22 protein-coding genes are annotated in these 23,049 nt (G+C 73.6%); 7 read left to right on the top strand and 15 right to left on the bottom strand.

The features are described 5' to 3' along the window. The first annotated feature begins 4 nt into the window (after positions 1-4). From ACIA8R_RS44680 to ACIA8R_RS44665, 4 genes are all read left to right on the top strand, one after another. Positions 5-1,279: a phytase gene (locus tag ACIA8R_RS44680; RefSeq protein ID WP_364087339.1), complete on the top strand. Its 1,275-nt coding sequence runs from the start codon at positions 5-7 to the stop codon at positions 1,277-1,279. Positions 1,280-1,418: 139 nt separating this feature from the next. Further along, positions 1,419-2,144 (top strand): helix-turn-helix transcriptional regulator, encoded by a 726-nt coding sequence (locus ACIA8R_RS44675; protein WP_357707993.1) that lies wholly within the window; start codon positions 1,419-1,421, stop codon positions 2,142-2,144. A gap of 101 nt (positions 2,145-2,245) precedes the next feature. Further along, a complete protein-coding gene (locus ACIA8R_RS44670; protein WP_364087336.1) occupies positions 2,246-2,782 on the top strand; it encodes a hypothetical protein in 537 nt (178 codons plus the stop codon). A gap of 90 nt (positions 2,783-2,872) precedes the next feature. Further along, on the top strand, positions 2,873-4,054 hold the full coding sequence (locus ACIA8R_RS44665; RefSeq protein ID WP_364087334.1) for an FAD-dependent monooxygenase: 1,182 nt from the start codon (positions 2,873-2,875) through the stop codon (positions 4,052-4,054). Between the two features lie 3 nt (positions 4,055-4,057). On the opposite strand, the gene ACIA8R_RS44660 is transcribed toward ACIA8R_RS44665, so the two are convergent. Then, positions 4,058-4,606 (bottom strand): hypothetical protein, encoded by a 549-nt coding sequence (locus ACIA8R_RS44660; RefSeq protein WP_364087332.1) that lies wholly within the window; start codon positions 4,604-4,606, stop codon positions 4,058-4,060. Between the two features lie 115 nt (positions 4,607-4,721). On the opposite strand from ACIA8R_RS44660, the gene ACIA8R_RS44655 reads away from it, so the two are divergent. Then, positions 4,722-5,693, top strand: a complete 972-nt coding sequence (locus ACIA8R_RS44655) for an alpha/beta hydrolase (RefSeq protein ID WP_397043802.1) — start codon at positions 4,722-4,724, stop codon at positions 5,691-5,693. Between the two features lie 62 nt (positions 5,694-5,755). On the opposite strand, the gene ACIA8R_RS44650 is transcribed toward ACIA8R_RS44655, so the two are convergent. The 10 genes from ACIA8R_RS44650 to ACIA8R_RS44605 all read right to left on the bottom strand — a co-directional run bounded on the left by ACIA8R_RS44650 (position 5,756) and on the right by ACIA8R_RS44605 (position 16,759). Next, positions 5,756-6,733 (bottom strand): alpha/beta hydrolase, encoded by a 978-nt coding sequence (locus tag ACIA8R_RS44650; RefSeq protein ID WP_364087328.1) that lies wholly within the window; start codon positions 6,731-6,733, stop codon positions 5,756-5,758. Between the two features lie 11 nt (positions 6,734-6,744). After that, a complete protein-coding gene (locus ACIA8R_RS44645; protein WP_397043800.1) occupies positions 6,745-7,815 on the bottom strand; it encodes a phosphotriesterase in 1,071 nt (356 codons plus the stop codon). After that, complete coding sequence (locus tag ACIA8R_RS44640; RefSeq protein ID WP_397043798.1) at positions 7,812-8,885, bottom strand: phosphotriesterase; 1,074 nt, start codon at positions 8,883-8,885, stop codon at positions 7,812-7,814. Before ACIA8R_RS44640 ends, ACIA8R_RS44645 begins: the two co-directional genes overlap by 4 nt. 45 nt (positions 8,886-8,930) lie before the next feature. Beyond that, a complete protein-coding gene (locus ACIA8R_RS44635) occupies positions 8,931-10,445 on the bottom strand; it encodes an aldehyde dehydrogenase (NADP(+)) (RefSeq protein ID WP_397043796.1) in 1,515 nt (504 codons plus the stop codon). Further along, positions 10,438-11,910, bottom strand: coding sequence for an NAD(P)/FAD-dependent oxidoreductase (locus ACIA8R_RS44630; protein WP_397043794.1), 1,473 nt, complete (start codon positions 11,908-11,910; stop codon positions 10,438-10,440). The genes ACIA8R_RS44635 and ACIA8R_RS44630 overlap by 8 nt, the downstream gene beginning before the upstream one ends. Beyond that, positions 11,903-12,202 carry a (2Fe-2S)-binding protein gene (locus tag ACIA8R_RS44625; protein WP_397043792.1) on the bottom strand — a complete coding sequence of 100 codons (300 nt, stop codon included), beginning with the start codon at positions 12,200-12,202 and terminating at the stop codon, positions 11,903-11,905. The genes ACIA8R_RS44630 and ACIA8R_RS44625 overlap by 8 nt, the downstream gene beginning before the upstream one ends. Continuing rightward, on the bottom strand, positions 12,199-13,425 hold the full coding sequence (locus ACIA8R_RS44620) for an NAD(P)/FAD-dependent oxidoreductase (RefSeq protein ID WP_397043791.1): 1,227 nt from the start codon (positions 13,423-13,425) through the stop codon (positions 12,199-12,201). Before ACIA8R_RS44620 ends, ACIA8R_RS44625 begins: the two co-directional genes overlap by 4 nt. Positions 13,426-13,465: 40 nt before the next feature. Next, positions 13,466-14,467 (bottom strand): proline racemase family protein, encoded by a 1,002-nt coding sequence (locus ACIA8R_RS44615; RefSeq protein WP_357707978.1) that lies wholly within the window; start codon positions 14,465-14,467, stop codon positions 13,466-13,468. Beyond that, entirely contained in the window at positions 14,464-15,369 is a 906-nt protein-coding gene (locus ACIA8R_RS44610; RefSeq protein WP_397043789.1) for a dihydrodipicolinate synthase family protein, read from the bottom strand. Before ACIA8R_RS44610 ends, ACIA8R_RS44615 begins: the two co-directional genes overlap by 4 nt. Before the next feature lie 70 nt (positions 15,370-15,439). Next, positions 15,440-16,759: an aminopeptidase P family protein gene (locus ACIA8R_RS44605; protein ID WP_364087313.1), complete on the bottom strand. Its 1,320-nt coding sequence runs from the start codon at positions 16,757-16,759 to the stop codon at positions 15,440-15,442. 232 nt (positions 16,760-16,991) lie between these two features. Between ACIA8R_RS44605 and ACIA8R_RS44600 the strand changes: the two genes are divergently transcribed. Next, positions 16,992-17,192, top strand: a complete 201-nt coding sequence (locus tag ACIA8R_RS44600; protein WP_357707974.1) for a hypothetical protein — start codon at positions 16,992-16,994, stop codon at positions 17,190-17,192. Between the two features lie 108 nt (positions 17,193-17,300). Further along, positions 17,301-18,536, top strand: coding sequence for an acyltransferase family protein (locus tag ACIA8R_RS44595; protein ID WP_397043786.1), 1,236 nt, complete (start codon positions 17,301-17,303; stop codon positions 18,534-18,536). On the opposite strand, the gene ACIA8R_RS44590 is transcribed toward ACIA8R_RS44595, so the two are convergent. The 4 genes from ACIA8R_RS44590 to ACIA8R_RS44575 all read right to left on the bottom strand — a co-directional run bounded on the left by ACIA8R_RS44590 (position 18,519) and on the right by ACIA8R_RS44575 (position 22,989). Next, positions 18,519-19,475 (bottom strand): TauD/TfdA family dioxygenase, encoded by a 957-nt coding sequence (locus ACIA8R_RS44590; RefSeq protein WP_364087308.1) that lies wholly within the window; start codon positions 19,473-19,475, stop codon positions 18,519-18,521. The two genes, ACIA8R_RS44595 and ACIA8R_RS44590, sit on opposite strands and share 18 nt — an antisense overlap. 80 nt (positions 19,476-19,555) lie before the next feature. Continuing rightward, positions 19,556-19,678 (bottom strand): putative leader peptide, encoded by a 123-nt coding sequence (locus tag ACIA8R_RS44585; protein WP_357707970.1) that lies wholly within the window; start codon positions 19,676-19,678, stop codon positions 19,556-19,558. Positions 19,679-19,688: 10 nt separating this feature from the next. Further along, entirely contained in the window at positions 19,689-21,155 is a 1,467-nt protein-coding gene (locus ACIA8R_RS44580) for an ABC transporter substrate-binding protein (RefSeq protein WP_397043784.1), read from the bottom strand. Further along, complete coding sequence (locus ACIA8R_RS44575; protein ID WP_397043782.1) at positions 21,139-22,989, bottom strand: hypothetical protein; 1,851 nt, start codon at positions 22,987-22,989, stop codon at positions 21,139-21,141. The genes ACIA8R_RS44580 and ACIA8R_RS44575 overlap by 17 nt, the downstream gene beginning before the upstream one ends. Positions 22,990-23,049 lie beyond the last annotated feature (60 nt).

Here is a 23,049-nt window from a genome sequence, read left to right as displayed (position 1 = left end):
CGCAATGCGTCCCCTGTCCAGGCTCTCCCTGGCAGCCCTGATGTTGGCCATGGTTGGCGGGACCGCCTTACCCGCGGCCGGTTCCGGCGTGGCGACCGTGTATCCCGAAGTCGAAACCCCCTCCCTCTACGACGACGCAGCCGGCGGCGACGCCAACGGCGACGACCCCGCGATCTGGGTGGACCCGTCCGACTCCGAGGACAGCGTGGTGATCGCCACCGCCAAGAAGGGCGGCCTCTACGTCTACGACCTCGACGGGCAGCAACTTCAGCACCTGCCGGCGCCCGCCGCCCCAGGGCCGGACGACGAGGCGGGCCGCTTCAACAACGTCGACGTCACCTACGGCTTCGGCGGCAGGGACCTGGCGATCGTCTCCGACCGCGGCCGGGACACACTGCGCATCTACTCCATCTCGCACGGCCACCTCACCGACGTGACCGACCCGGCCGCGCCGTTCGTGTTCAACGCGACGCAGCAGCAGGTCAACGACGCGGAGACGGCCTACGGCCTGGCTGCCTGGAAGGACTCCACCGGCACGTATGCGCTGGTCAGCCGCCGCCACAAGACCTCGGTCGGCCTGGTCAAGCTGCTCGCCAAGCCGGGCGGCAAGATCGGCTACCAGCTCGTCAGGACACTGACCCTGCCCAACTCCTTCACCCTGCCGAACGGCCAGACCTGGTCCCCCTGCCTTGAGCCGGACGAGCAGGCACAGGTCGAGGGCATGGTCGTGGACCAGGAGCGGGACGTGCTCTACGCCGCCCAGGAGGACGTCGGCATCTGGCGCGTGCGCGCCGACCTCACCGGCACGCCCGTCCTGGTGGACAAGGTCCGCGAGTACGGCGTCCCCGGCACGTACGACCCCGCGACCGAGGAGTGCACCCCCGGCGCCGACCCCGGCTACGGCGGCAAGCACCTCACCGCGGACGCCGAGGGCCTGACCATCTACTACCGCGAGGACGGCAAGGGCTATCTGCTGGCCTCCAGCCAGGGTGACAACACCTTCGCCGTCTACCGCAGGGAGGGCTCCAACTCCTACCTCGGCCAGTTCCGCGTCGGCGAGGCGAACGGCATCGACGGCTCGGAGGTGAGCGACGGCTCGACCGTGCTCAACGTGCCGCTGGGCGAGTTCGACGAGGGCCTGTTCATCGCCCACGACGGCGTGAACACGCCGGCCACGGCGGACCGGGAGAACACCAACTTCAAGTTCGCCGACTGGGGCGACATCGCCGACGGGCTCGACCTGGACGTCGACACCGACGGCTGGGACCCGCGCGACTGATCCAGGCCGCTCAGCGGTCCCGCGAACCGGGGCGCCGTCCGACAGGGCGGCGCCCTTTCGGCGGTTCGGGCGTCCCTGCGTTGATTTGGGCATTGCTGAGCCGGGCGGAGAGAATGGGCTTCGCGTGCGGAGGAGGAGCGTGACCGAGAGTCAGTCGCTGGACAGCCTCGCCCGCCGCCTGGAAGAGGTGGTCGGCGAGCTGCGCGGCATACCCGTGGACGTCGAGCGGCTGGAGGACGCCGAGCTCGTCCGCCGGCACATCCTGCGCGCCACCCGCTCGGCGGCCGAGCTGCGGGCCATGCACCCGGTGGGCTCGCCCGAGCAAGGACGCGACGAGCAGCGCAGCAGGCGTACCGTGCTCGACGCCCTGGGGCACGGGCTGGCGATGCGCACGATCGTCCATTCGAGCATGCTGGACGACCCGCGCAAGGCCGCCCGGATCAAGGAGCTGCACGCCGCCGGGGACCTGCACCGGGTCATCGACGAGCCGATCCAGCAGCTCCTCATCTTCGACCGCTCGGTGGCGTTCGTCCGGATCACCCCGATCGCTCACACGCCGGGCGCGCTGATGATCAGGCAGCAGGGGCTGATCGCGGCTCTCATCGACCTGTTCGAGCTGTCGTGGGCGCGGGCCAGGGAGGTCACCGAGCCGGCGTACCAGCTGTCGCCCCGGGAGCGGGAGGTGCTCGCGCTGATCGCCGAGGGCCGTTCCAACAGCGCCGTCGCCCGTGCCCTGTCGATCACGGAGGCGGCCGTCGGGAAGCACGTGGCCTCCGTGTTCACCAAGCTCGACCTGCCCGCGACCGAGGACGACAACCGCCGGGTGCTGGCCGTGCTGGCCTACCTGCGCGGCGTGGCGCGCTAGGGCCATCCCGCACCACGCGGCGGTGGGGTAGGGACAGGGCTACCCCGTACTCGGTCCAGCCCCCGCGCGGGCGGATCGCGGCGGGCGCTTCGATGGACGTCATGCAGAGAATGACTGGATTGCTGGTCGGCGCGGTGTTCGGCGCGGTGTTCGTCGTCGTCAACGCGCACGACCCCCTCGGCCCCGTGACCGCGAACCTCCTGCGGGGCGCCGCGTGCCTGGCGGCGGCGGCCGTGCTCGCGATGTGGTTCCGCGCCGCGCGCGCGGGACGTCCCGCCCCGTCCGGACGGCGGGGCATGTTCGGGCCCGGCTACCTGGCCGTGGTCGTGGTCGAGGCGGTCCTGCTGTTCGGCGGGCTGCGGGTGCTGGCCGCGCTCGGACGTCCCGAGGAAGGGAACGTGGCGTGGGTGGCGTTCGTGGTGGGCGCGCACTTCGTCGCGCTGGCGCCGATCTGGAAGGACTGGAGCATCGCCGTGCCGGGCGTGGCGCTCACGGTGCTCGGCGTCGGCGGTCTCGTCCTGGCCGGCACGCCCGCGCTGGCGTGGGTGCCGATTGTCAGCGGGGTGCTGTCCGGCGTCGTGCTCCTGGCCGGCAGCCTCACCCTCGGCCTGCGCGGGACGGCACGAGTGGCGGCCTGACCGTCCGGCGGGCGCGCCTCCTCCCCTGGCACAGACCCTCTGATACTCTCTGTGCTGAATTGATTACTTTCTGTCGCTAGGGGAGCTAGTGTGAAGGTCGCCTGCGTCGGCGGTGGACCCGCCAATCTGTACTTCTCGATCCTGATGAAGACGGTCGACCCGTCCCACGAGATCACCGTCCATGAGCGCAACCCGGCCGGGGCGACCTACGGCTGGGGCGTGACCTACTGGGACGACCTGCTCAAGAACCTGCGCGCCGCCGACCCCGAGTCCGCGGACGTCATCCGCGAGAACTCGATCCGCTGGGACAGCTGGGCCACCCACATCCAGGACCGCGCGACGGTGACGCTGACGGAGTCGGACGAGGGCTTCGGCATCTGCCGTCACCGCCTGCTCGACATCCTCGCCGACCGCGCCCGCTCCCTCGGCGTGCACATCGAGTACGGCCGCGAGATCGCAAGCCAGGACGAACTGGACGCCGAACTGGTCGTGGCCGGCGACGGCATCAACAGCGCCCTGCGCGAGCCGCACGCCGACCACTTCGGCACCGAGGTCGCGGTCGGCCGCAACCACTACATCTGGCTCGGCACCACGAAGGTCTTCGACGCCTTCACCTTCGCCTTCGTCGAGACCCCGCACGGCTGGATCTGGTGCTACGGCTACGTCTTCAGCGAGGACCACAGCACGTGCGTCGTCGAGTGCTCCCCCGAGACCTGGAAGGGGCTCGGCCTCGACCAGGCCGCCGAGGCCGACGGCCTGGCGCTGCTGGAGAAGCTCTTCGCCGACATCCTCGACGGTCATCCGCTGATCGGCCGGGCCCACACCGACGGCAGCGCGTACTGGCTGAACTTCCGCACGCTGACCAACCGCACGTGGTACCGCGACAACCTCGTCCTGATCGGGGACGCCGCGCACACCACCCACTACTCCATCGGCGCGGGCACCGCCCTGGCCTTCGGGGACGCCGCCTTCCTGGTCAACGCGCTGAACCAGGAGCCGGAGCTGGACGCCGCGCTGGCCCGCTACGACCGCGAACGCCGTGCGGCGATCCGCCCGCACCAGAAGTCGGCCCGCCTCAGCGCCCAGTGGTACGAGAACCTGCCGCGCTACATCGACCTCCCGCCGGTCGAGTTCATCGCGCTGCTCGGCCAGCGGCACTCCCGGGTGCTGCCGCACCTGCCGCCCCGGCTGTACGTCCGGCTCGACCGCGTCCTCAGCTGGTTCGGCGGGGGCGGGTTCGACAGGAGCGACCAGGAAGCGCCGCCCGAGTGAGGATCAGGGGAAGTCCTTCGGGTTCACGGGGCTCGTGCGCGCGTTGCCGCCCCTGATCGGGTTGAGGGTCAGGGTCCAGATGGTGTACTGCGTGGAGGTCGTGCGGAAGCGCAGCCGGTCGTTGAACTTCTGGTAGCTCGCGGCCCTGGTGAAGCGGCCCTTCGAGGTGCTGAACCGGTAGCCGGTCGTGAAGTAGATGCGGTACGTGCCGTCCCTGACGTCCCGGATGCGGGCCGTGGATCTGGCGCGCACGTAGATGCTGACGGCCTTGGTCCTGCCCTTGACGATGGTGACGACGCCGTCCTTCGACGTGCCGTTCTTGATCTTGAGTGTGCCGCGGCCGCCGCTGAGGCGGTCGTAGATGATCCGGCCGTTGGCCGGGCGGGAGGCCGCGGCGGCCTGGACGGCGGAGGTGGTCCGGGCGGCGGAGGCGGTCTGGAGGCCCGCCGCGGTGGCGCCGGCCGGGGTGGTGGTCAGCAGCGTGCCGGTCAACGCGACGGCCGCCACGACCCCTGCGCGTAACGGGGTCGCTTCGAGAAGTCTCTTCACCATGGTCTTCTCCTTGGGGGGACATGGTCAGACTGATCGCGTACCCGTGTATATCAGGACAGAAAGCTTCTACGCCCGTAGACTTTAAGGCGTCCGTCCATCTCCGAGAGGCGGCACGATGAGCCACGTCCCCGTCCCCTATGACCCTGAGCTGGCGGAAGGTCTCGCGGCGTTCCTGACGGCGGTCGAGAGCGTGCCGCTGCGCGCGGACACCATCCTGCGCAACCGCGAGATCTTCGCCGGGCTCATCCCGCCCATGGAGGAGATCGTCGCCGGCCGTCCCGTCGAGTGGTGGGACGTGGACGTGCCCGGCCCCGAGGGCGCCCCCGACGTCACCCTCACGGTCGTCCGTCCCAAGGGCGGGCCCGCGCCCGGCGCGGCGGCCGTGTACGAGATCCACGGCGGCGGCATGATCCTCGGCAGCCGGTTCTTCGGCATCGAGAGCCTGATCCAGGCGGCCCTGGAGCACGGCATGGTCGGCGTGACGGTCGAGTACCGGCTGGCCCCCGAGAACCCGGCGCCGGCGGCGGCCGAGGACTGCTACGCGGGCTTCGTCTGGACCGCCGCGCATGCCCGGGAGCTGGGGTTCGACCCGGGCCGCCTGGTCGTGTCCGGCTTCAGCGCGGGCGGCGGGCTCACCGCGTCGGTCGGCATCATGGCCCGCGATCGGAACGGCCCGTCCGCCGCCGGCCTCTACGTCGGCGCGCCCATGATCGACGACCGGAACTCGACCGTGTCGAGCCTCCAGTACGACGGCATCGGCGCCTGGGACCGCAACAACAACGACACCGCCTGGACCGCCCTGCTCGGCGAACGGCGCGGCACCCCGGACGTGCTGCCGCACGAGGTCCCGGCGCGGGCGTCCGACCTGTCGGGGCTGCCGCCGGTCTTCATCGAGGTCGGGGCGGCCGAGGTGTTCCGCGACGAGGCGGTCGAGTTCGCCGGCCGCATCTGGGCGACCGGCGGGCAGGCGGAACTGCACGTGTGGGCGGGCGGTCACCACGGCTTCACGGGCACACCGGGCGCGCGCGTCTCCCGCGCCGCCCTGGAGACCAAGCACTCCTGGTTCCAGCGAACCCTGGATCTCTGACCCCACCGCGGCGGCCCCCCTCGGGCCGTGCCGCCGGAGGCCGGAGCCGGGAGGACGGGGGTTCAGAGGGTGAGGGTGCGGCGGAGCCAGGAGAGGCGGGTGGCGAGGGCGGCGCGGGTGATCTCGTGGTCCGGCGCGAAGATGTCGAAGCCGTGGAAGGCGCCGCTCCAGATGTGCAGCTCGGCCTGACCACCCGCGGCCCAGATCCGCGACGCGTACGCCACGTCCTCGTCACGGAACAGCTCCGCGGCCCCCGCCTCGACGAACGCGGGAGGCAGCCCCGACAGGTCGGCGGCCCGCGCCGGGGCCGCGTAGCAGGAGACGGCGGCGTCCGGGTCGCCGGCCCGGTCGCCGAGCAGGGCCTGCCAGCCCAGCAGGTTCAGGGCGCGCGGCCAGGTGCCGAGGCCGTCGTACTGGTGGCTGGAGACGGTGGTGTTGAGGTCGTCCAGCATCGGGCACAGCAGGAGCTGCCCGGCCAGGTGGGGGCCGCCACGGTCGCGGGCCAGCAGGGCGACGCCGGCGGCCAGGCCGCCTCCGGCGCTGCCGCCCATGACCACGACGCGTCCGGGGTCCACGCCGAGTTCGGCGGCGTGCTCCGACATCCAGGCCAGCCCGGCGTAGCAGTCCTCGACCGGCGCCGGGTGGGGGTGCTCGGGGGCCAGGCGGTACTCGACGTTGACGGCGACGACGCCCAGTGCCTCGACGAGCGCGACCAGGCGCGGGAAGTCCATGGCCCGATGGCCGGTGATCATGCCGCCGCCGTGGATGTTGAACAGCCCGGGTACCGGGGCCGCCGGGCGGCGCGGGCGCAGCACGGTGACCTCCAGGTCGGGCGCGCCGGCCGGGCCGGGGACGAACCGCTCCTCGGCGTCGATCTCCCGGTCGCCGATCACCTCGGCGACGGGCGGCATGGGCATGGCCGCGCCGGCCGCGCGCATGAGGGGGATGGTCTCCAGGGTCGGGGCGGGGCCGTCGGGCCGGGGCATGCCGTCCAGGACCGCGGCCAGCGCCGGCTCGAAGGGGACGGGGGTGGGGGGCATGGTTCTCCTGGTCACTGCGGGGCTGCGAAGGCGAGGGCCCGTGCCGGGTTCTCGACCATGATCATGTGGATGGCCTCGGCACTGACGCCGAGGCGGCGCAGGGCGGGCAGGAAGTGGCGCGGGATGTAGTCGTAGCCCTTGCCGCCGTACCTCTTGAGCTGGATCTTCTGGCAGACGTCGTGGCCGAGCACGATCTGCCGTCCGTAGCCCCGTTCGACCAGGTCGGCGATGCCGCGCAGGACCTTGTGGTCGCTGCCCAGGACGAGGTGGCCCCACGGGCTGCCGGGCCCGGCCAGGAAGTCGAACTCGACGAACACGCCCCGGGCGAGCAGGCGTTCGGCGAACTCGGGGCCGGACAGGACGTCCACGCAGTGGCCCAGGACGACGTTGCCGGGGGCGACGCCCTCCTCCTGGAGGATGTCGAGCACCCGGAACTTCTCCTCGCCGACGCCGCCGAAGTGGAAGGTGACCGGCGCGCCGGTGACGCGGGAGGCCCGTCCGGCGGCGCGTACGCTCTTGAGCTCGCCGTCCGTCAGCGGCGCCGACTCCGCGCCGACCTCGCCGATGATGCCCGCGCGGACGCCGGTGCCGTCGGCCCCCAGCACGACGTCGCGCACGATGACGTCGGCCAGCTCGTCCACGGTGCGCCCGGCCATGTCGGCCGGATGGAACGTCGGGGTGTACCAGCCGCCGCCCATGACGATGTGCAGCCCGCTGGCCCGCGACAGCCGCAGCAGCGCCTCCGGGTCCCGGCCGAGGCCGATGGGCGAGACCTCGACCATGGTGCGCCCGCCGCTGTGGGCGAAGGCGAGGGTCTCGGCGAGCATCTCGTCGAAGTCGCCCAGCAGGTCGTTGTCGGCGTTCGGGCCGCCGTGGCGGACGCGCGCGAGGGTGTCCAGGGTGAGCGGCTCGGCCGCCGCGGGCGCGTCCTCGCCGGGGCGGCGGGACCGGGCGGGCCTGCGCAGGTCGACGAAGATGTGCTCGTGCATGGACGTCTGCCCGAGCAGCGCCGGGTCCACCGGGCCGGCGACGGTGAGCGCCTGTCCGGCCAGGTTCGGGATGGGGAAGGGGTAGCGGCTCACGAGCCCGCCTCCTCGGTCCTGAGCGCGAGCAGCCGCCTCGGGTTGCGCACGGTGACGGTCTCGATCAGCTCGTCGTCCGCGCCGAGCATCCGCAGGTACGGGACGAACTGCCGCAGGACGAACGCGTACCCGCCGCCGCCGTAGGCGAGGAGCTGCGACTTGGCGCGTACGTCGTGCGAGAGCAGGAGGCGTCCGGCGTGGCCGCGGCGGGCGAGTTCGAGCACGGCCGCGGCGACGTCCTGGTCGTCGGAGACGCTGAGCGCGGTGGGCAGCCTGCCGAGCTGGTCGAACTGCACGAAGACGCCGCGTTCGAGCAGCGGTTCGAGCTCGTCGGGACGCGGGGAGAGCGCGTCGCAGTGCCCGACGGCCACCCGCGCGAGGTCCGCGCCCTCCTCGGCGAGCAGGTCGAGGACGCGCTGCTGGACGGCGGGGTCGTCATCGCGGGCGAGCGAGACGGCGGCGCCGGTGGCCGCCGACGCGCGGGCCGCCGCGACCAGCAGCGCGCGCTCGGCGGGCACGCCGGGGTCGAGCGCGGCCAGCTCGCCGATGACGCCGGCGCGCACGCCGTCCACGCCCTCGGTGAGGTCGTGGAGCAGCTCCTCGGTCAGCTGCTCGGCGGCGTCCCCGCCGGTGGGGAGGCCGGTCCGCGCGGGGTGGTGCCGGCCGCAGCCCATGACGACGGTCAGGCCGGTCGCCTCGGCGAGCCGGCGCAGCCCGGCCGGGTCGCGGCCGAGCCCGTCGGCCGTGAGGTCCACCACCGTGCCGCCGCCGGCCTCGCGGAACGCGGCGAGCTCGGCGGCGGCCAGGCCCGCGTCGCCGAGCAGCAGGTCGTCCCGGTTGACGGCGCCCATGCCGACCTCGCCCAGCAGGTCCATCGTGAGCGGCGCGCGGTAGAGCCACAGCGTGCTCGCCGCCGTCGGACGGGCGCGGCCGGCACGGGCCCAGGCTTCGGGCGTGTCGTCGGTCGGGGCGAAGTCGCTCAGCAGGTGCTCGTGCGGCAGGACCGCGCCCAGCGAGGCCGCTGGGACCTCGCCGGTGACGGCCACGACCGTGGAGTCGGTGGTGGACACACGAGCAATATAGCCCCAGAACGTCTACAAGTGTAGATAAAAGCGTCAGGCGACTCCGTCCACCATCCGGGGGACGGCGAGCGGGTTGGCCTCGCGCAGTTCCGGCGGCAGGAGGGGGTCAGGGGTGTCCTGGAAGCACACCGGGCGCAGCCAGCGCTCGATCGCGGTGCCGCCGACCGAGGTCGAGGTGCTGGTCGAGGCCGGGTACGGCCCGCCGTGCTGCATCGCAGGCGCGACCGACACGCCTGTGGGCCAGCCGTCCACGACGACCCGCCCGGCCAGCCCGGCGAGCCTGGCCACCAGGCCGGCCGCCGCGCCCTCGCGCTCGTCGGCCCCCAGGTGCACGGTCGCCGTGAGGTTGCCGGGCAGCGCGTCGAGCACCGCGTCCCGCTCGGCCTCCGAGCCGTACCTGGCCACGACGGTGACCGGTCCGAAGCACTCCTCCAGCAGTTCGGCGTACGCGTCCCCGTCCGCGAGCCGTCGCGCCGCCACGGTCAGCACGCCCGGCCGGACGGCGAGCGGCGCGGCGTCGTCCTCGCCCGCGGGCAGCGCCTGCGTGACCCCGGGCAGCAGGGCGCGGGAGCGCACGCCGTCCAGGAAGGCCGCCCGCATGCGCGGGTCGAGCAGCGGTCCGGCGGGGACCGCGGCCGTGACGACGGCGTCGAGCACCGCGTCGCCCGCCGGGCCCGCGGGCAGCAGGACCAGGCCCGGCTTGACACAGAACTGGCCGAGCCCCTGGGTGTAGGAGGCGGCCAGGCCCGCGCCGATCTCGGCCGCCCTGGTCCCGGCGGCCCGCTCGGTCACCACGACCGGGTTGAGGCTGCCCAGCTCCCCGTGGAACGGGATCGGCCGGGGACGGGCGGCGGCCAGGTCGTGCAGCGCCCGCCCGCCGCGTACCGAGCCGGTGAAGCCGACGGCGGCGGTCAGCGGGTGCCGGACCAGCTCCGGACCCGCCTCGAAGCCGTGGACCAGGCCCACGACGTCGGCCGGCAGCCCGGCCTTCTCCGCGGCGGCGCGCAGCGCGCGGGCGGTCAGGACGCTGGTCGCCGGATGGTCCGGATGCGCCTTGACGACGACCGGGCAGCCGGCGGCCAGCGCGCTGGCGGTGTCGCCGCCCGGCACGCTGAAGGCCAGCGGGAAGTTGCTCGCCGCGAACACCGCGACCACGCCCAGCGGCACCTTGTAACGCCGCAGGTCGGGACGGGGGGCCGGGCGGGCGGCCGGGTCGGCGTGGTCGATGATCACGTCCAGGAAGGCGCCCGACTCGGCCACGTCGGCGAAGGCGCGCAGCTGGTAGCAGGTGCGGGCCAGCTCGCCGGTGAGCCGTACCCGGCCGAGCGCCGTCTCGGCGTCGGCGGTCGCGATGATCTCCTCGCCGCCCTCCTCCAGCAGCGCGGCGGCGGTACGCAGCAACTCGGCGCGTACGGACCGGTCGGCCAGCGCCGGGGCGGCGGCGGCAGCGGCGCGTACGGCGCGGTCCACGTCCTGCGGCGTGGACTCCGCCGCGACGCGCCCGCGGGACTCCCCGGTACGCGGATCGACGCTCAGCACGTCACTCACGGTCTCTTCCTCTTTCGTCTTCGTCGGGAGTTTCGTCGGCGAGGGCGGCCAGCTCGCCCAGCGGCACCGGGGCCGCCAGGCTCCGGGTGGACAGCGGGCGCAGGTCGGCAGCCGTGCTCTCGCGGCGGCTCAGGCAGGCCGCGACGCCGGCGGTGGCGAACCCGCACACCCGTCCCTGGCACCAGCCCATACCCGGCCTGGCCAGCATCTTCAGGGTGCGCGGGTCGTCGGCCCCCAAATCGTCGTGGGCATGCCGAAGATCGCCGTAGGAGACCTCCTCGCAGCGGCAGACCAGCGTCCCGTCCCGCAGCCAGGTCGTCCAGGCGCGCGGCACGGGGTAGGTCCGGTGCATGGCCGCGGCGAAGCGCCGTCCGCGGGCGATCGACCGGCGCAGGCGGCCCATCAGCGCCGGGTCGGCGCGGCGGCCCAGCGTACGGGCCAGGGCCAGGGCGCTCAGCCGGCCCTCCTGCCGGGCCAGGACGGCGCCGCCGACGCCGGTCGCCTCGCCGGCGACGTACAGGCCGGGGACGCCGGTGCGCTGGAAGGCGTCCACGATGACGACGAGCGAGCCGTCGATGTCCTTCCTGGTGTCCGCGCCGAGCATGAGCGGCAGTTCGAGCGAGGGCGTGAAGCCCCAGCCGAGCGCGACGAGGTCGACGGGGACCTCGCTGACCGGCCCGGCCGGGCGGCCGTCGCCGCCGATCCCGCTGAGCCGGACCGCCTCGACCCGGTCCTCGCCCAGGATCTCGGTGACCACGGTCCTGGTGCGGTACGGGACGCGGTGGCGGGCCAGCAGCGCGGCGTACTGGAGCGCCTCCAGCCCCTTGGCGGGCACCGACGCGGCGCCCCGGAGGTCGCGCAGCCACCCGAGCGTGGCGTTGGCCTCGGCGACGGCCGCCACCCGCGCCCCGGCGGCGGCCAGGCCGGTGGCCACCGGAAGCAGGAACGGCCCGGTCCCGGCGACCACCGCGCGGCGGCCCGCCAGGGTGCGCTGCCCCTTGAGCAGGGCCTGCACTCCCCCGGCGGCCATCACGCCGGGCAGGTCCCAGCCGGGGACGGGCAGTTGCCTGTCGTAGCCGCCGGGGCACAGGATCAGCGCGCGGGCGGTCACCGTCGTGCCGGCGACCCCCTCCTCGGGGACGGTCGGCGTCGTGCGCAGCGTGAACGTGCCCTCGCCGTCGCGGGTGGCCAGCCAGACCTGGTGGCCGGGCAGGTAGCGGACCCGTCCGGCGGCGGTCAGGGCGCGCAGGCGGTCGCGGAGCCGGGTGAAGACCGGCCAGCCGTGGTGTCCGGCGGCGTCGCCGGGGCGGGCGTGGCGTTCGTCGTAGTGCCGCCAGAACTGGCCGCCGGGCTGGCCGGCGGCGTCCACGAGGGCCACCCCGAGCCCGGCCTCGGCGGCCTCGACGGCGGCGGCCAGCCCGGCCGGCCCCGCGCCGACCACGGCGACGTCGTACGGCTCACGCATGATGCCCTCCCCGCTCGCCGGCACCCTGTTCGCCGTCTTCCTGGGCGGGGGTGTCGTCGCCGAGGCGCATGCCGTCGCGCGCCGGGACCAGGCAGGCGCGCAGGTCGGGGACGCCGTCGACGGTGATGAGGCAGTCGAAGCAGATGCCGATGCCGCAGAACAGGCCGCGCGGCCGGCCCGCCCCGCGGGTGGTGCGCCAGTCGAGGATGCCGGCCGCGACCAGGGCGGCCCCCACGCTCTGTCCGGGCTCGGCGGGGACGCTCTCGCCGCGGAAGGTCATCTGGTGGGTCATCGGGGCGCCTCCTCGGTCGCGGAAGACCCGGTCCCGGAGCCGCCGGGGGCCTCGGTGTCAGAAGCCTCCGCGTCATGGGCCTCGGCGTCGGGGAAACGGTCGGGGGCGAACGGGGTGAGGTCGAGGTCAGGGGTGCGGCCGGTGAGGGCCTGGGCGATGAGCTTGCCGGTGCCCGCCGACAACCCGATGCCCGCGCCCTCGTGCCCGCAGGCGTGCCACAGTCCGGGCGCGCGCGGGTCGGGCCCGATCACCGGCAGATGGTCCGGACAGTACGGCCGGAACCCCAGGTACGTGCGCATGGCGCGGACGTCCCGCAACATCGGGAACAGCGCGATCGCCTTGGCCGCCAGCGCCCCGGCCGCCGCCGGGGAGAACGTGCGGTCGAAGCCGACGCGCTCCCGGGAGGCGCCGATGAGGATCGTGCCGCTGCCGGTGCCCTCCACGACGGGCGAGGTCTGCAGGGCGGCGTCGGAGCTGGCCACGTCCCCGACGTACTCGGCGGCGTAGACCTTGTGGCGGATCGTCCGGGGCGGCATCGGCTGGGTGACCAGCACGAACCCGCGCCGGGGCAGCACGGGCACGTCCACCCCGGCCAGGGCGGCGAGGTCGCCGGCCCACGTGCCGGTCGCGTTGAGCACCGCCCCGGCGGGCAGGTCGCCGGACGTGGTGCGCACGCCGGTCACGCGGCTCCCGTCGCGCAGGAACCCGGTGACGCCGGTACGGGTACGCACCTCGGCGCCGTGCGCGCGGGCCAGGCGCAGCAGGTGGGCGACCACCAGCATGGGCTGGACCTGGGCGTCCTGGGGGTAGAAGGCGGCACCGGCGAGGCCGGGCGCGAGGTGCGGCTCGTAGTCGCGCAGTTCCTGCGCGGCCACGTCGCGCACCTCGACGCCGTGGCGGCGCTGGTGCTCGCCCAGCTCGCGCAGCGACGCGAGGCCGGCCCCGGACGAAGCGACGACCAGGCCGCCCTTGGCCTCGAACTCCCACGACCCGGCGTGCTCGGCCAGGTCCTCGCGCCACACCCGCTGGGAGTGGAGCGCGAGGTCGAGCTCGGGCCCGGCCTCCTTGTCGGACACCAGCAGGTTGCCCTCGCCCGCGCTGGAGGTGCCGCCGGCGATGGCCGCGCGCTCGACGACCACCACCCGCAGCCCGGCCAGCGCGGCGAAGTAGGCGCTGGCCGCGCCCACCACGCCCGCGCCGACCACGACCAGGTCGGCGCTCACCGGGTGCCCTTCGCGCCGCCCGCCCGCGGGCCGGACCGGCTCACAGCAGGAACCCCGCCGGGAACGGGTCGGTCGGGTCGAGGTGGAACTGCGAGGTGCCGGTGACCCAGGCGCGGCCGGTGATCGAGGGCAGCACGGCGGGCAGCGGGCCGACCGTGGTCTCACCGAGCAGCCGCCCGGTGAAGCGGGTCCCGATGAACGACTCGTTGACGAAGTCGTCCCCGAGGGCCAGCTCGCCCCGGGCGTGGAACTGGGCCATGCGGGCGCTGGTGCCCGTGCCGCACGGCGAGCGGTCGAACCAGCCGGGGTGGATGGCCATGGCGTGCCTGGACAGCTGCGCCGTCGAGCCGGGGGCGGCCAGGTAGACGTGGTGGCAGCCGTTGATGTCGGGACGTTCGGGGTGGACCGGGCGGTCGTGCTCGTTCACGGCGTCCATGATCGCCAGCCCGGCGGTCAGCAGGTCGCCGGCGCGGGCCCGGTCGAAGGGCAGGCCCAGGTCGGCCAGCTCGACGAAGGCGTAGAAGTTCCCGCCGAAGGCCAGGTCGTAGGCGATCTCCCCGAAGCCGGGCACCTCGACCTTGCGGTCCAGCGCGTACGCGAAGGAGGGCACGTTCTGGATGGTCACCGAGGTCGCCGCACCGTCCTCGACCGCCACGGACGCCACCACGAGCCCGGCGGGCGTGTCGAGCCGGATCGTGGTGACCGGCTCGACCACGGGCACCATCCCGGTCTCCACCAGGACGGTCGCCACCCCGATCGTGCCGTGGCCGCACATCGGCAGCAGCCCGGAGACCTCGATGAACAGCACGCCGTAGTCGGCGTCCGGCCGGGTCGGCGGCTGGAGGATCGCCCCGCTCATGGCGGCGTGGCCGCGCGGTTCGTACATCAGCAGCGTGCGGACGTCGTCGCTGTTCTCCATGAACCACAGCCGGCGCTCGGCCATGGTCGCCCCCGGGATCGTGCCGACGCCGCCGACGATCACGCGGGTGGGCATGCCCTCGGTGTGGGAGTCGACGGCGTGGAAGGTGCGGCGTGATCTCACTTGTAGCCCTTTTCCAGGACGGTCTCGGTGTCGGCGGTGATGCGGGCGACCAGTTCGGGCGCGAGCGGCAGGCGCGGCGGACGGCAGGCGCCGCCCTTGCGCCCGGCCAGGTCCATGGACAGCTTGATCGACTGCACGAACTCGGGCTTGGAGTCCCAGCGCAGCAGCGGGTGCAGGTCGCGGTAGACGCGCAGCGCCTCGGGCAGGTCGGCGGGGTCGCCCGAGGTGGCCAGCCGGTACAGGCGGGTCGTGGACTCCGGGATCATGTTCGGGTAACCGGCGATCCAGCCGACGGCCCCGGCGAGGCCCAGCTCCAGCAGCACGTCGTCGGCCCCGATGAGCAGGTCCAGGTCCGGCGCCAGCTCGGCGATCTCGTACGCCCTGCGCACGTCCCCGGTGAACTCCTTGACGCCGACGACCAGGCCCTCGTGGAACAGCTCGGCCAGCAGGGCGGGGGTCAGGTCCACCTTGGTGTCGAACGGGTTGTTGTAGGCCACGACCGGCAGCCCGGCCTTGGCGACCTCCCGGTAGTGGGCGACGACGGCCTCGCGCGGGGCCCGGTAGGCGTTCGGCGGCAGCAGCAGCACGGACGTGGCCCCGGCCTCGGCCGCCTGCTCGGCCCAGCGGCGGGCCTCCATGGCGCCGTACGCGGCCACGCCCGGCATGACGCCGAACCCGGCCGGCGCGGCCTGGACGGCGGTCTCGACGACGCGGGTCCGCTCCTCCGGCGTGAGCGTCTGGTACTCGCCCAGCGAACCGTTGGGCGTCACACCGTCACAGCCGCCCGCGACCAGGAACCGAACGTGTTCGGCGAACCCGTCGTAGTCCACGGAGAGGTCGTCGTGGAAGGGCAGGGCCGTCGCGACGTGGATGCCGCGCCACGGTGTGGCGGAGGTGGTCATGCTGAGGTCTCCTCACTGGGGATTTTCGAGATTATGCGGTGTGATGTCACGGTGATGTCACAGCGGCTACCTACCCGGCGGCCATCCACTTCTCCAGGCCGTCGGCGTCCAGGGGCAGCGCGGCCGACAGCACGTCGGCGCCCTGTTCGGTGACCAGCAGGTCGTCCTCGATCCGGACGCCGATCCCGCGCAGCTCCGGCGGGACGGTGAGGTCGTGCGCGTGGAAGTACAGGCCGGGCTCGACGGTGAGCGCCATGCCGGGGGCCATGACGGCGTCCTGGTAGGACTCCTGGCTCGCCCGGCCGCAGTCGTGCACGTCCAGGCCCAGGTGGTGGCCGACGCCGCAGACCAGGTAGCGGCGGTGGTGCTGCCCGGCGTCGGACAGCGCCTCGTCCACCGAGACCGGCAGCAGGCCCCAGTCGGCCAGGCCGTGCGCGACGACCTCCATGGCGGCGTGGTGGAAGTCGCTGAAGCGGCGGCCGGGGGCGACCGCGGCGAGCGCGGCCCGGTGGGCCCGTTCGACCAGGTCGTGCACCTGCCGCTGGGCCGGGGTGAAGCGGCCGGAGACGGGGAAGGTGCGGGTGACGTCGGCGGTGTAGCAGCTCTCCGCCTCGACGCCGAGGTCGAGCAGCAGCAGTTCGCCGGGGACCACGGGGCCGTCGCAGCGCACCCAGTGCAGCGTGGGCGCGTGCGGGCCGCCGCCGACGATGGAGGGGTAGCCGGGGCCGTTGCCGTACGCGCGGGCGTACCGGTCGAAGGTGCCCTGGAGCCACCGCTCGCCGCGCCCGGCGACGGCGGCGGGGATCTCGCGGACGACGGCGGCGAACCCCTCGACGGTGCGGTCCACCGCCTCGCGGAGCTGCCCGATCTCCCAGTCGTCCTTGTACATGCGCAGCTCGGCGAGGACCCGGCGGGCCTCCTGGTCCTCGGTGACCTCCATGGTCAGCTCGGCCAGCGGCCGGACCCGGACGCCCAGCGCCTTCGCCCAATCCTCCGGGCCCGGCGCGGCACCCACCCACAGCTCGCCGTACCTGGAGTCGGCGAAGAACGCCGGATCGCCGGGGACGGCGGGCGGCGGCAGGTAGAGGGTGGCCTCGGCGCCCTCCAGCACGACGACGGCGTTCTCGATCTGGCAGCCGGTCAGCCAGACGAAGTCGCTGGCGGCGCGGAAGTCGTAGGCCATGTCGTTGCTGCGGATCGGGGCCTGCCCCGCGGCCAGCACGACGGTCCGGCCGGGCAGCGCCTCGGCGAGCCTGGCCCGGTGGACGGCGGCGGCCTCGGCCGCTCCGGGCACGACGGGCGGTGTGCGGTCGGGGGTGCCCCAGCCGGTGTTCATGTACGCGGTGAAAGCGGGGATCTCGGACAGCCTCGGGGGCCTGCCGTCACGCACCGATGACTCTCCTTCCATAGGGCTCAGTAATGTGTGGCATTGCACTGAACACTAGGACGACGGAAAGCCGCCGCCAAGAGGTGACCGGAAAAATCCGCATTCTGTGACAAACGCTCGGCTACTCTTCGGGGGCCACGCGATCAACGCACACCGCTGTCAACACACACCGCTACCAACGCACACAGAGCCCCGCGGCGGGACAAGCGCGGCGGGACGAGAGACGGGAAGAACGATGACCTCTTGGATCCTCATCGTCGCCGGCGTGCTGCTGGCCCTGGTCGGCGGGCTGTGGGCCCTCCAGGGGCTGGGCGTGGTGGGCGGCAGCGTGATGACCGGCGACGCCACCTGGGCGGTGATCGGGCCGCTGGTGCTCCTGGTGGGCGTCGCCGTTGTGGTGATCGGCCTGCGCCTGCGGCGTTCGCCGTCCCGCTGAGCGCGGCGGGCGACCCGCTCACGGACAGAGCCGAGGGCGATGCGGGCCGTGCGCTCGCGGGGGGTCAGGTCGCGGATGACCTGCGACAAATAGCCTAGAATCCGACAGATGTCCCCCGCCCCCACCCGGCTGGCCTGGTTGGACGCCCTGCGGGGGCCGGCCGCGCTGGCCGTCACCGCGCACCACGCCGGTTGGTCCTTCGTCCCCGCCGTGTGGGCGGTCGTGGACCGCAGGATCGACCTCGGCACGTGGGGCGTGTTCGTGTTCTTCCTGGTCAGCGGCTACATCATCCCGGCCTCCCTGGAACGGCGCGGCGACCTGCGCGCCTTCTGGACCGGCCGGGCCTTCCGCCTCCTGCCGCTGCTGCTGGCCGCCCTCGGCCTGGCCTTCCTGCTCGGCCTCGCGGGCCTGCTCCCCCTCGACCCCCGCCTCGGCGAACGTCCCGCGCCCCTGGTCGCGCTCGGCAACCTGACGATGTTGCAGGAGCTGCTCAACCTGCCGCCCGTCATCGGCGTGACCTGGACGCTCTCGTACGAGATGGCGTTCTACCTGATCAGCGTGGGGCTGTTCGCGACCGGTCAGGCCCACAGGTCGGCGGGGATCGCCGTGTCCCTGGCGGCGCTGGCCGTGCCGGCGGGGCTGCTGCTGCCGGGCGCGTCGATCAACGGCGGGGCCGACCTGGTCGCCGCGCTGCTCGCCCTCGCGGTCGTCGCGGCGATCGCGGTCACCGTCCTCGGACGCGGCCGGGCCCGTACGGCGGCCGCCGTGGCGGGCGGGCTGCTCGGGCTGGCGCTGGTGGTCCTGGGCAGCCGGGCGGGCACCTGGCAGGGCGTGATCATCCTGGCCGCGATGTTCGCCGGGACCGCCGTTCACCGCGCCGAGCAGGGCACGATCTCCTGGCGGACCGCCGGTCTGGCCGCGCTGGCGGTGCTGGCCTGCGGGATACCCGCCAAGGACGACCCGGGCTGGGCGCCCGCGCTCGTGCTCGCCTTCGCCGTGTTCGGGCTGGGGCTGGCGTTGCGCCACAGGGCGTTCCCGCGGGTGCTGACCCGGCTCGGCGTGATCAGCTTCTCCGTCTACCTGCTGCATCCCCTGCTGCTGCGCCCGCTGCCGAACCTGCCGCTCTACTACGTGGTCCTGATCCCGCTGTGCCTGGTGACGTACCACGTGGTCGAGGCCCCGGCGCAGCGGCTCGGCCGCCGGTTGATCGCGTCGCGCACCCCCCTCCCAGAAGTGGGGACCGACGCCGCGGGCGGGCACCCCCCAGCCCCCGCCCGCGCGTCCGGTGCCGCGAGCGGGTCCCGCTCGCGGAGGTGGCCGCCGTCGTCAGGCGACCACGAGTGACTGCGCCCTGAACTCCCTTCCGGCCACGATCTCGGAGACGAACCCGTCGGGTCCGACGGGACGGTCGCCGATCAGCGTGACCCGGTGCAGCGTGCGCGGCACGTCGAGGTGGTCGAGGTCGGACGGGGCGAGGTGGGCGGTGGCCCGGTTGTCCCAGAAGGCGACGCTGCCGGGACGCCAGCGGAACCGCACGGTGTACTCGGGCCGGGTGAGCTGCTCGTACAGCAGGTCGAGAATGCGGCGGCTCTCCACGGCCGACAGGCCCACGATGTGGTCGGTGAAGCCGGGGTTGACGAACAGCGCCCGCTCACCGGTCTCCGGATGCACCCGCACCACCGGGTGCACGGAGATCAGCAGGTTGTCGTTGATCCGCTTGACCAGCTTGCCGTCCTCGTCGGCGGACTGGTAGCCGGCCAGGAAGCGGTGCTCGGCGCGCAGGCCGTCCACCAGGTCGCGCAGCGGCGCGGACAGGCCCTCGTAGGCGGCGACCAGGTTCGTCCACTGGGTGTCGCCGCCGAACTCCGGCACGGTCTCGGCCCGCAGGATCGAGGCGGCGGGCGGGTTGACGGCGGCGGTGACGTCGGTGTGCCAGCCGGAGAAGTAGGAGTAGCGCCGCCGCTGGTAGAGCTCGCGGTAGTTGACGCCGTAACGCTTCTCGTACCGGCGGGGGTCGATGGTGAGGATCTGCGGGAACTCCTCGGGCGGCGCGTCCTCGTGCGGGTGGGCGTGGGTCAGCTCGCCGAACTGGCGGGCGAAGGTGATCTGCGCGGCGTGGTCGAGCTCCTGCCCGTGGAAGAACACGACCTTGTACGCGAGCAGGGCCTGCCGGATCTCCTCGACCACGGACGGGTCGAGCGGGTGGGCCAGGTTGACGCCGCTGATCTCGGCGCCGATGTGCCCGGCGACGCGCCGGACGGTGAGAACGCTGGTGGTCGACATGGTCGGGCCACTCCTCTGAGCTTCGGGGAAGGTCTGGGGGAAGGACGCTCGGGCGTCCGAGGAGAGCGGGGACCCGGAGGTCACCGCATGGCACAGAGCGCGCTCGCCTGCCGCCGGAGGTCGACGTGGAGGCGGGCCACCAGAAGGCTCTTCACGCCTTTGATCCTGCGCGAAATTTCCCATAAAAGCAATAGGTAATACATGAAAGGCGGCTCAGCTCCGGCCGGGGCCGCCGTCCGTCATCGTGATCCGGCCCGAGTACGCCGACGTGCCGTCCGGGTTGAGCTGGAGGATCGGGATCTCCTTGGTCTGGCGGGCGCCGCCTTCGACGATCCTGATCGGGCCGCTGGCGCCCTCCACCGCCACCGTGCCGCTGGTCAGCATGTTCGCCATGTCCTGCGGCGAGGGCACGTCCGGCTCCCGGGCGAACGCCTTGACCGTCTCCAGGGCCACGAACATGGCGTCGTGGTGCATGATGGCCATGCCGTCGCCCAGGCTCTCGTGCGGGAACACGCGCGGGAAGGCGTCGGGGTCGTCGCCGGCGAACCTGGCCCTGATCGCCGTGAGCACCTCGCCGCCGGGCAGGGTGAGGCCCGCCGGGTGGGCCAGGGCCGTGTAGAAGAGCCGGATCCTGGTGTCCCCCCACATGTTCAGGTCGGCCTTGCGGTTCATCTCGCTGGCGTCGTCGCCGGTGATCACGGTCATGCCGGGCCGGACGCACCGGTCGCGCTGGCTGAGCGCCTGCATCAGCGCGGGAAGCTGCTCGCTGCGCCCGGCGTACAGGACGGTGTTCGCGCCGGAGTTGCAGACCCGCTCGGCGATGACGTCCAGCACGGTGCCGGAGAACCGGGTCGAGGAGTCGAACGACAGCTCCATCACGCGTTCCCGGTCGGCCAGCGAGCCGGTGTAGAACCGGGCGAGGGTCTTGACGTAGCTGTCCGCCGGGTTGAGGTCCTTGATCACAACCGCCTTGAGCCCGGGGTTCACCTTCCTGGCGTGCACCACCCCGGCCCGGGCCTGTTCGCTGTTCAGCGCCGCGACGCGGGCCAGCCCGCGGACCCCGGTGAGCTCGTCGGAGGTGATCACCGCCGAGACCATCGCGTACCCGCTGCCGCTCAGGCTCTCCACCGTCCTGCGGGTCGTGCCGGTGCTGGCGCCCAGCCCGGTCACGGCCACGATGTGCTCGTCCGCGGTCCGGGCCTTGATCGCCTCGACCGTCGGCTCCCAGTCGTCCGGCCCGTCGCTGCCGACCAGCACCCGCACGTACGGCGGCGAGGACGGCTGCCGGTTGCGCCACACCTGCGCCAGGTGGATGCCCTCCAGGCCGTGCCTGATGCTCTCCCTGTTCAGGCCGATGTCGGTGAGGGAGCCGGTCATCGGGAACATCGCCACGACGGTGACGTATGCGCCCGGGTGGTTCTTCTCCACCTCGGCGTTCTCCGCGGCGATGCGGTCCATGACCGGGGCCAGGTCGGGGCCGAAGGCGCCGCTCTCGTCGGTGAGCCTCGACGTCCTGACGGAGAACCCGAGGACGACGACGACCGCCACGACGAGCACGCCCGCCAGAGCTCTTCTCAGGAAGACGCGGTTGCGGCGGTCCCGCGCCCACTTCGCGCCGACCTCCGCGGGGGCCGGCTCGCCCGTCCCGGCCCTGCCGGGGTCGTCACCGTCGTCGCTCATACCTGTCGGCCTCCCGTAACAAGATCGCCGGACTGGTGGCGGACCTCCTGGCCAGGTCCCGCAACCCGCGCGCGACCTGCTCGGCCCGGCTCCCCGACGGGTCGAGCAGCGGGTCGAGCCAGAACCAGCGGTCCACGACCAGGGTCCTGACCACGACGAGCCAGTCCCCGCGCTCGCGCGGGCCGGCGGTCGCCACCAGGGAGTCGTACAGCTCGTCCAGAGGGGTGACCAGCGGCAGCCGGTTGGGGGCCGTGGTCACCTCGTTGAAGCCGGCGAGCCATTCCGGCAGGCGGCTCTGGCCGTCCTCGCGCACGTCGAGCCGGTCGAACAGGCGGTGCAGGTGCCCGGCCACGTGGGTCAGGTGGCCTTCGGGGTCGTCCCGGCCGACGAGGGCCAGGCGGTGGTGCAGGCTGCGCGTGTTCTCCTCGCCTCCGGGGCCGAGGTGGAACCGTTCCAGGTCGCGGTGCACGTCGTTCCAGCGGCCGGTGACGGCCAGCCGGTGCAGCAGCAGCCGCCGCAGCCACGGGTGGATGACGGTGACCTGGGGGCCGCGCGTCCCTTCGTAGCGGCCATGCGGGTCCCGTTCCTCCGGACGGCGGGCGAGCCAGAGCAGGTCGGCCAGCTCGTTACGCAGGTTCGGCGCCCGGCCGGCCCGCTTGAGCAGGGCGCTCTCGGCGTCGTCCACGTTCCTGGCCGCCGCCCAGTCGGTGAGCTCGTCCAGGTGGGCCAGGTGCAGCCAGTCCGGCCAGCGCAGCAGGTCCTCCCGGCACACGACGGCGCGGAAGGCGTCGTCGTCCTGGGCCGTGGCGGCCAGCCTGCCCAGGCGCCGGGTCACCGCCGGATGGCCGCCGGTCAGCTCCTGGACGGCCGAGGCGTAGGCGCGCGACCTGTCGGCCGGCAGCGGCGGCATCAGCACCGGGTACCACCACGGCTGCTCGCGCGCGTCGTAGCCGTCCCGCCAGTCCCGGTAGCCCGCCTCGGCGAGCGTGGGCGGGTAGGCGGCGCCCGGGACGACCGTGCCGGGACGCGCCCACGAGCCGCCCATCGGCAGCCACTGCTTCGACTCCGCCACCACCAGCAGCGGGTCGGCGCCCTTGGCCGGGCCGAGCGCCTTGAGCAGGGCCCGGCCCGCCGCGGTCTCGGCCCCCTCCAGCAGCAGCAGGCAGCTCCGGGCATGGCGGTGGCTCTTGGACCAGGAGTCGGTGAGGTCGGCGACGAGGGCCCGGCACAGGATCGACCCGGCGGACCCGGCCGGGTCTCCGGCGTGGCCGTCCCGGCGCCTGGCCAGGTCGATCACGTTGCCGTTGGCCATCTGGGCGGCCAGCCACGTCCTGCCCTTGCCGTTGAGCAGCCTGACCACGCGGCGGCGCTGGCCCCGGGCGGCGTACTGGAGCACCGAGGTGAGCACGGAGGTGAGGGCGGCCAGCGGCTCGGCCCCCGGGATGCGGCCGAGCAGGTCGCGCAGCAGGGCCAGGGCGTCGGACAGGCGTTCGGGGTCGCCGCCGTCCACGAGGTCGTCCAGTTCGCCGGTCAGCTCGTTGTCGGAACGGTCCCGCGGGTCCAGGGCGAGCACGTGCAGCGCGAAGACCACCCGGGGCAGCCTGACGCTGGAGGTCTCCATCAGGTCGTGGGCGATGCGCTCGACGGTCTTGACCACCGGCGCGTCGCGCAGCCCCGGCAGCCGGAAGTCCACCCGCACCCGGGGGGACTCCGGCCTGGTGACGCTCTTCCAGACGCGGGTCAGGCACACCTCACGGTCGGTGCCGTCCGGCCCGAGCAGCACGATGACCGGGAGCCGGTCGCCGCTCCCGAGCGGGAGACATTCCTTCGTCACCAGGCGAAGGTGAGCGTCGTCGAACGAATCCGCCATTGGAGCAACCTGCCGGGTCGTCGT

This window comes from Nonomuraea sp. NPDC051191 (assembly GCF_044455665.1).
Classification (GTDB): Bacteria; Actinomycetota; Actinomycetes; order Streptosporangiales; family Streptosporangiaceae; genus Nonomuraea.
The sequence above is the reverse complement of the archived record's forward strand: the minus strand, read 5'-3'. Positions and strand labels throughout refer to the sequence as shown.

Bases quoted from the DNA above. Each gene is read 5' to 3' on its own strand.
- ACIA8R_RS44680 (WP_364087339.1), top strand. From the start codon at position 5: ATGCGTCCCCTGTCCAGGCTCTCCCTGGCAGCCCTGATGTTGGCCATG.
- ACIA8R_RS44670 (WP_364087336.1), top strand. From the start codon at position 2,246: ATGCAGAGAATGACTGGATTGCTGGTCGGCGCGGTGTTCGGCGCGGTG.
- ACIA8R_RS44660 (WP_364087332.1), bottom strand. From the start codon at position 4,606: ATGGTGAAGAGACTTCTCGAAGCGACCCCGTTACGCGCAGGGGTCGTG.
- ACIA8R_RS44655 (WP_397043802.1), top strand. From the start codon at position 4,722: ATGAGCCACGTCCCCGTCCCCTATGACCCTGAGCTGGCGGAAGGTCTC.
- ACIA8R_RS44650 (WP_364087328.1), bottom strand. From the start codon at position 6,733: ATGCCCCCCACCCCCGTCCCCTTCGAGCCGGCGCTGGCCGCGGTCCTG.
- ACIA8R_RS44630 (WP_397043794.1), bottom strand. From the start codon at position 11,910: ATGCGTGAGCCGTACGACGTCGCCGTGGTCGGCGCGGGGCCGGCCGGG.
- ACIA8R_RS44625 (WP_397043792.1), bottom strand. From the start codon at position 12,202: ATGACCCACCAGATGACCTTCCGCGGCGAGAGCGTCCCCGCCGAGCCC.
- ACIA8R_RS44610 (WP_397043789.1), bottom strand. From the start codon at position 15,369: ATGACCACCTCCGCCACACCGTGGCGCGGCATCCACGTCGCGACGGCC.
- ACIA8R_RS44600 (WP_357707974.1), top strand. From the start codon at position 16,992: ATGACCTCTTGGATCCTCATCGTCGCCGGCGTGCTGCTGGCCCTGGTC.
- ACIA8R_RS44595 (WP_397043786.1), top strand. From the start codon at position 17,301: ATGTCCCCCGCCCCCACCCGGCTGGCCTGGTTGGACGCCCTGCGGGGG.
- ACIA8R_RS44590 (WP_364087308.1), bottom strand. From the start codon at position 19,475: ATGTCGACCACCAGCGTTCTCACCGTCCGGCGCGTCGCCGGGCACATC.
- ACIA8R_RS44585 (WP_357707970.1), bottom strand. From the start codon at position 19,678: ATGTATTACCTATTGCTTTTATGGGAAATTTCGCGCAGGATCAAAGGC.
- ACIA8R_RS44580 (WP_397043784.1), bottom strand. From the start codon at position 21,155: ATGAGCGACGACGGTGACGACCCCGGCAGGGCCGGGACGGGCGAGCCG.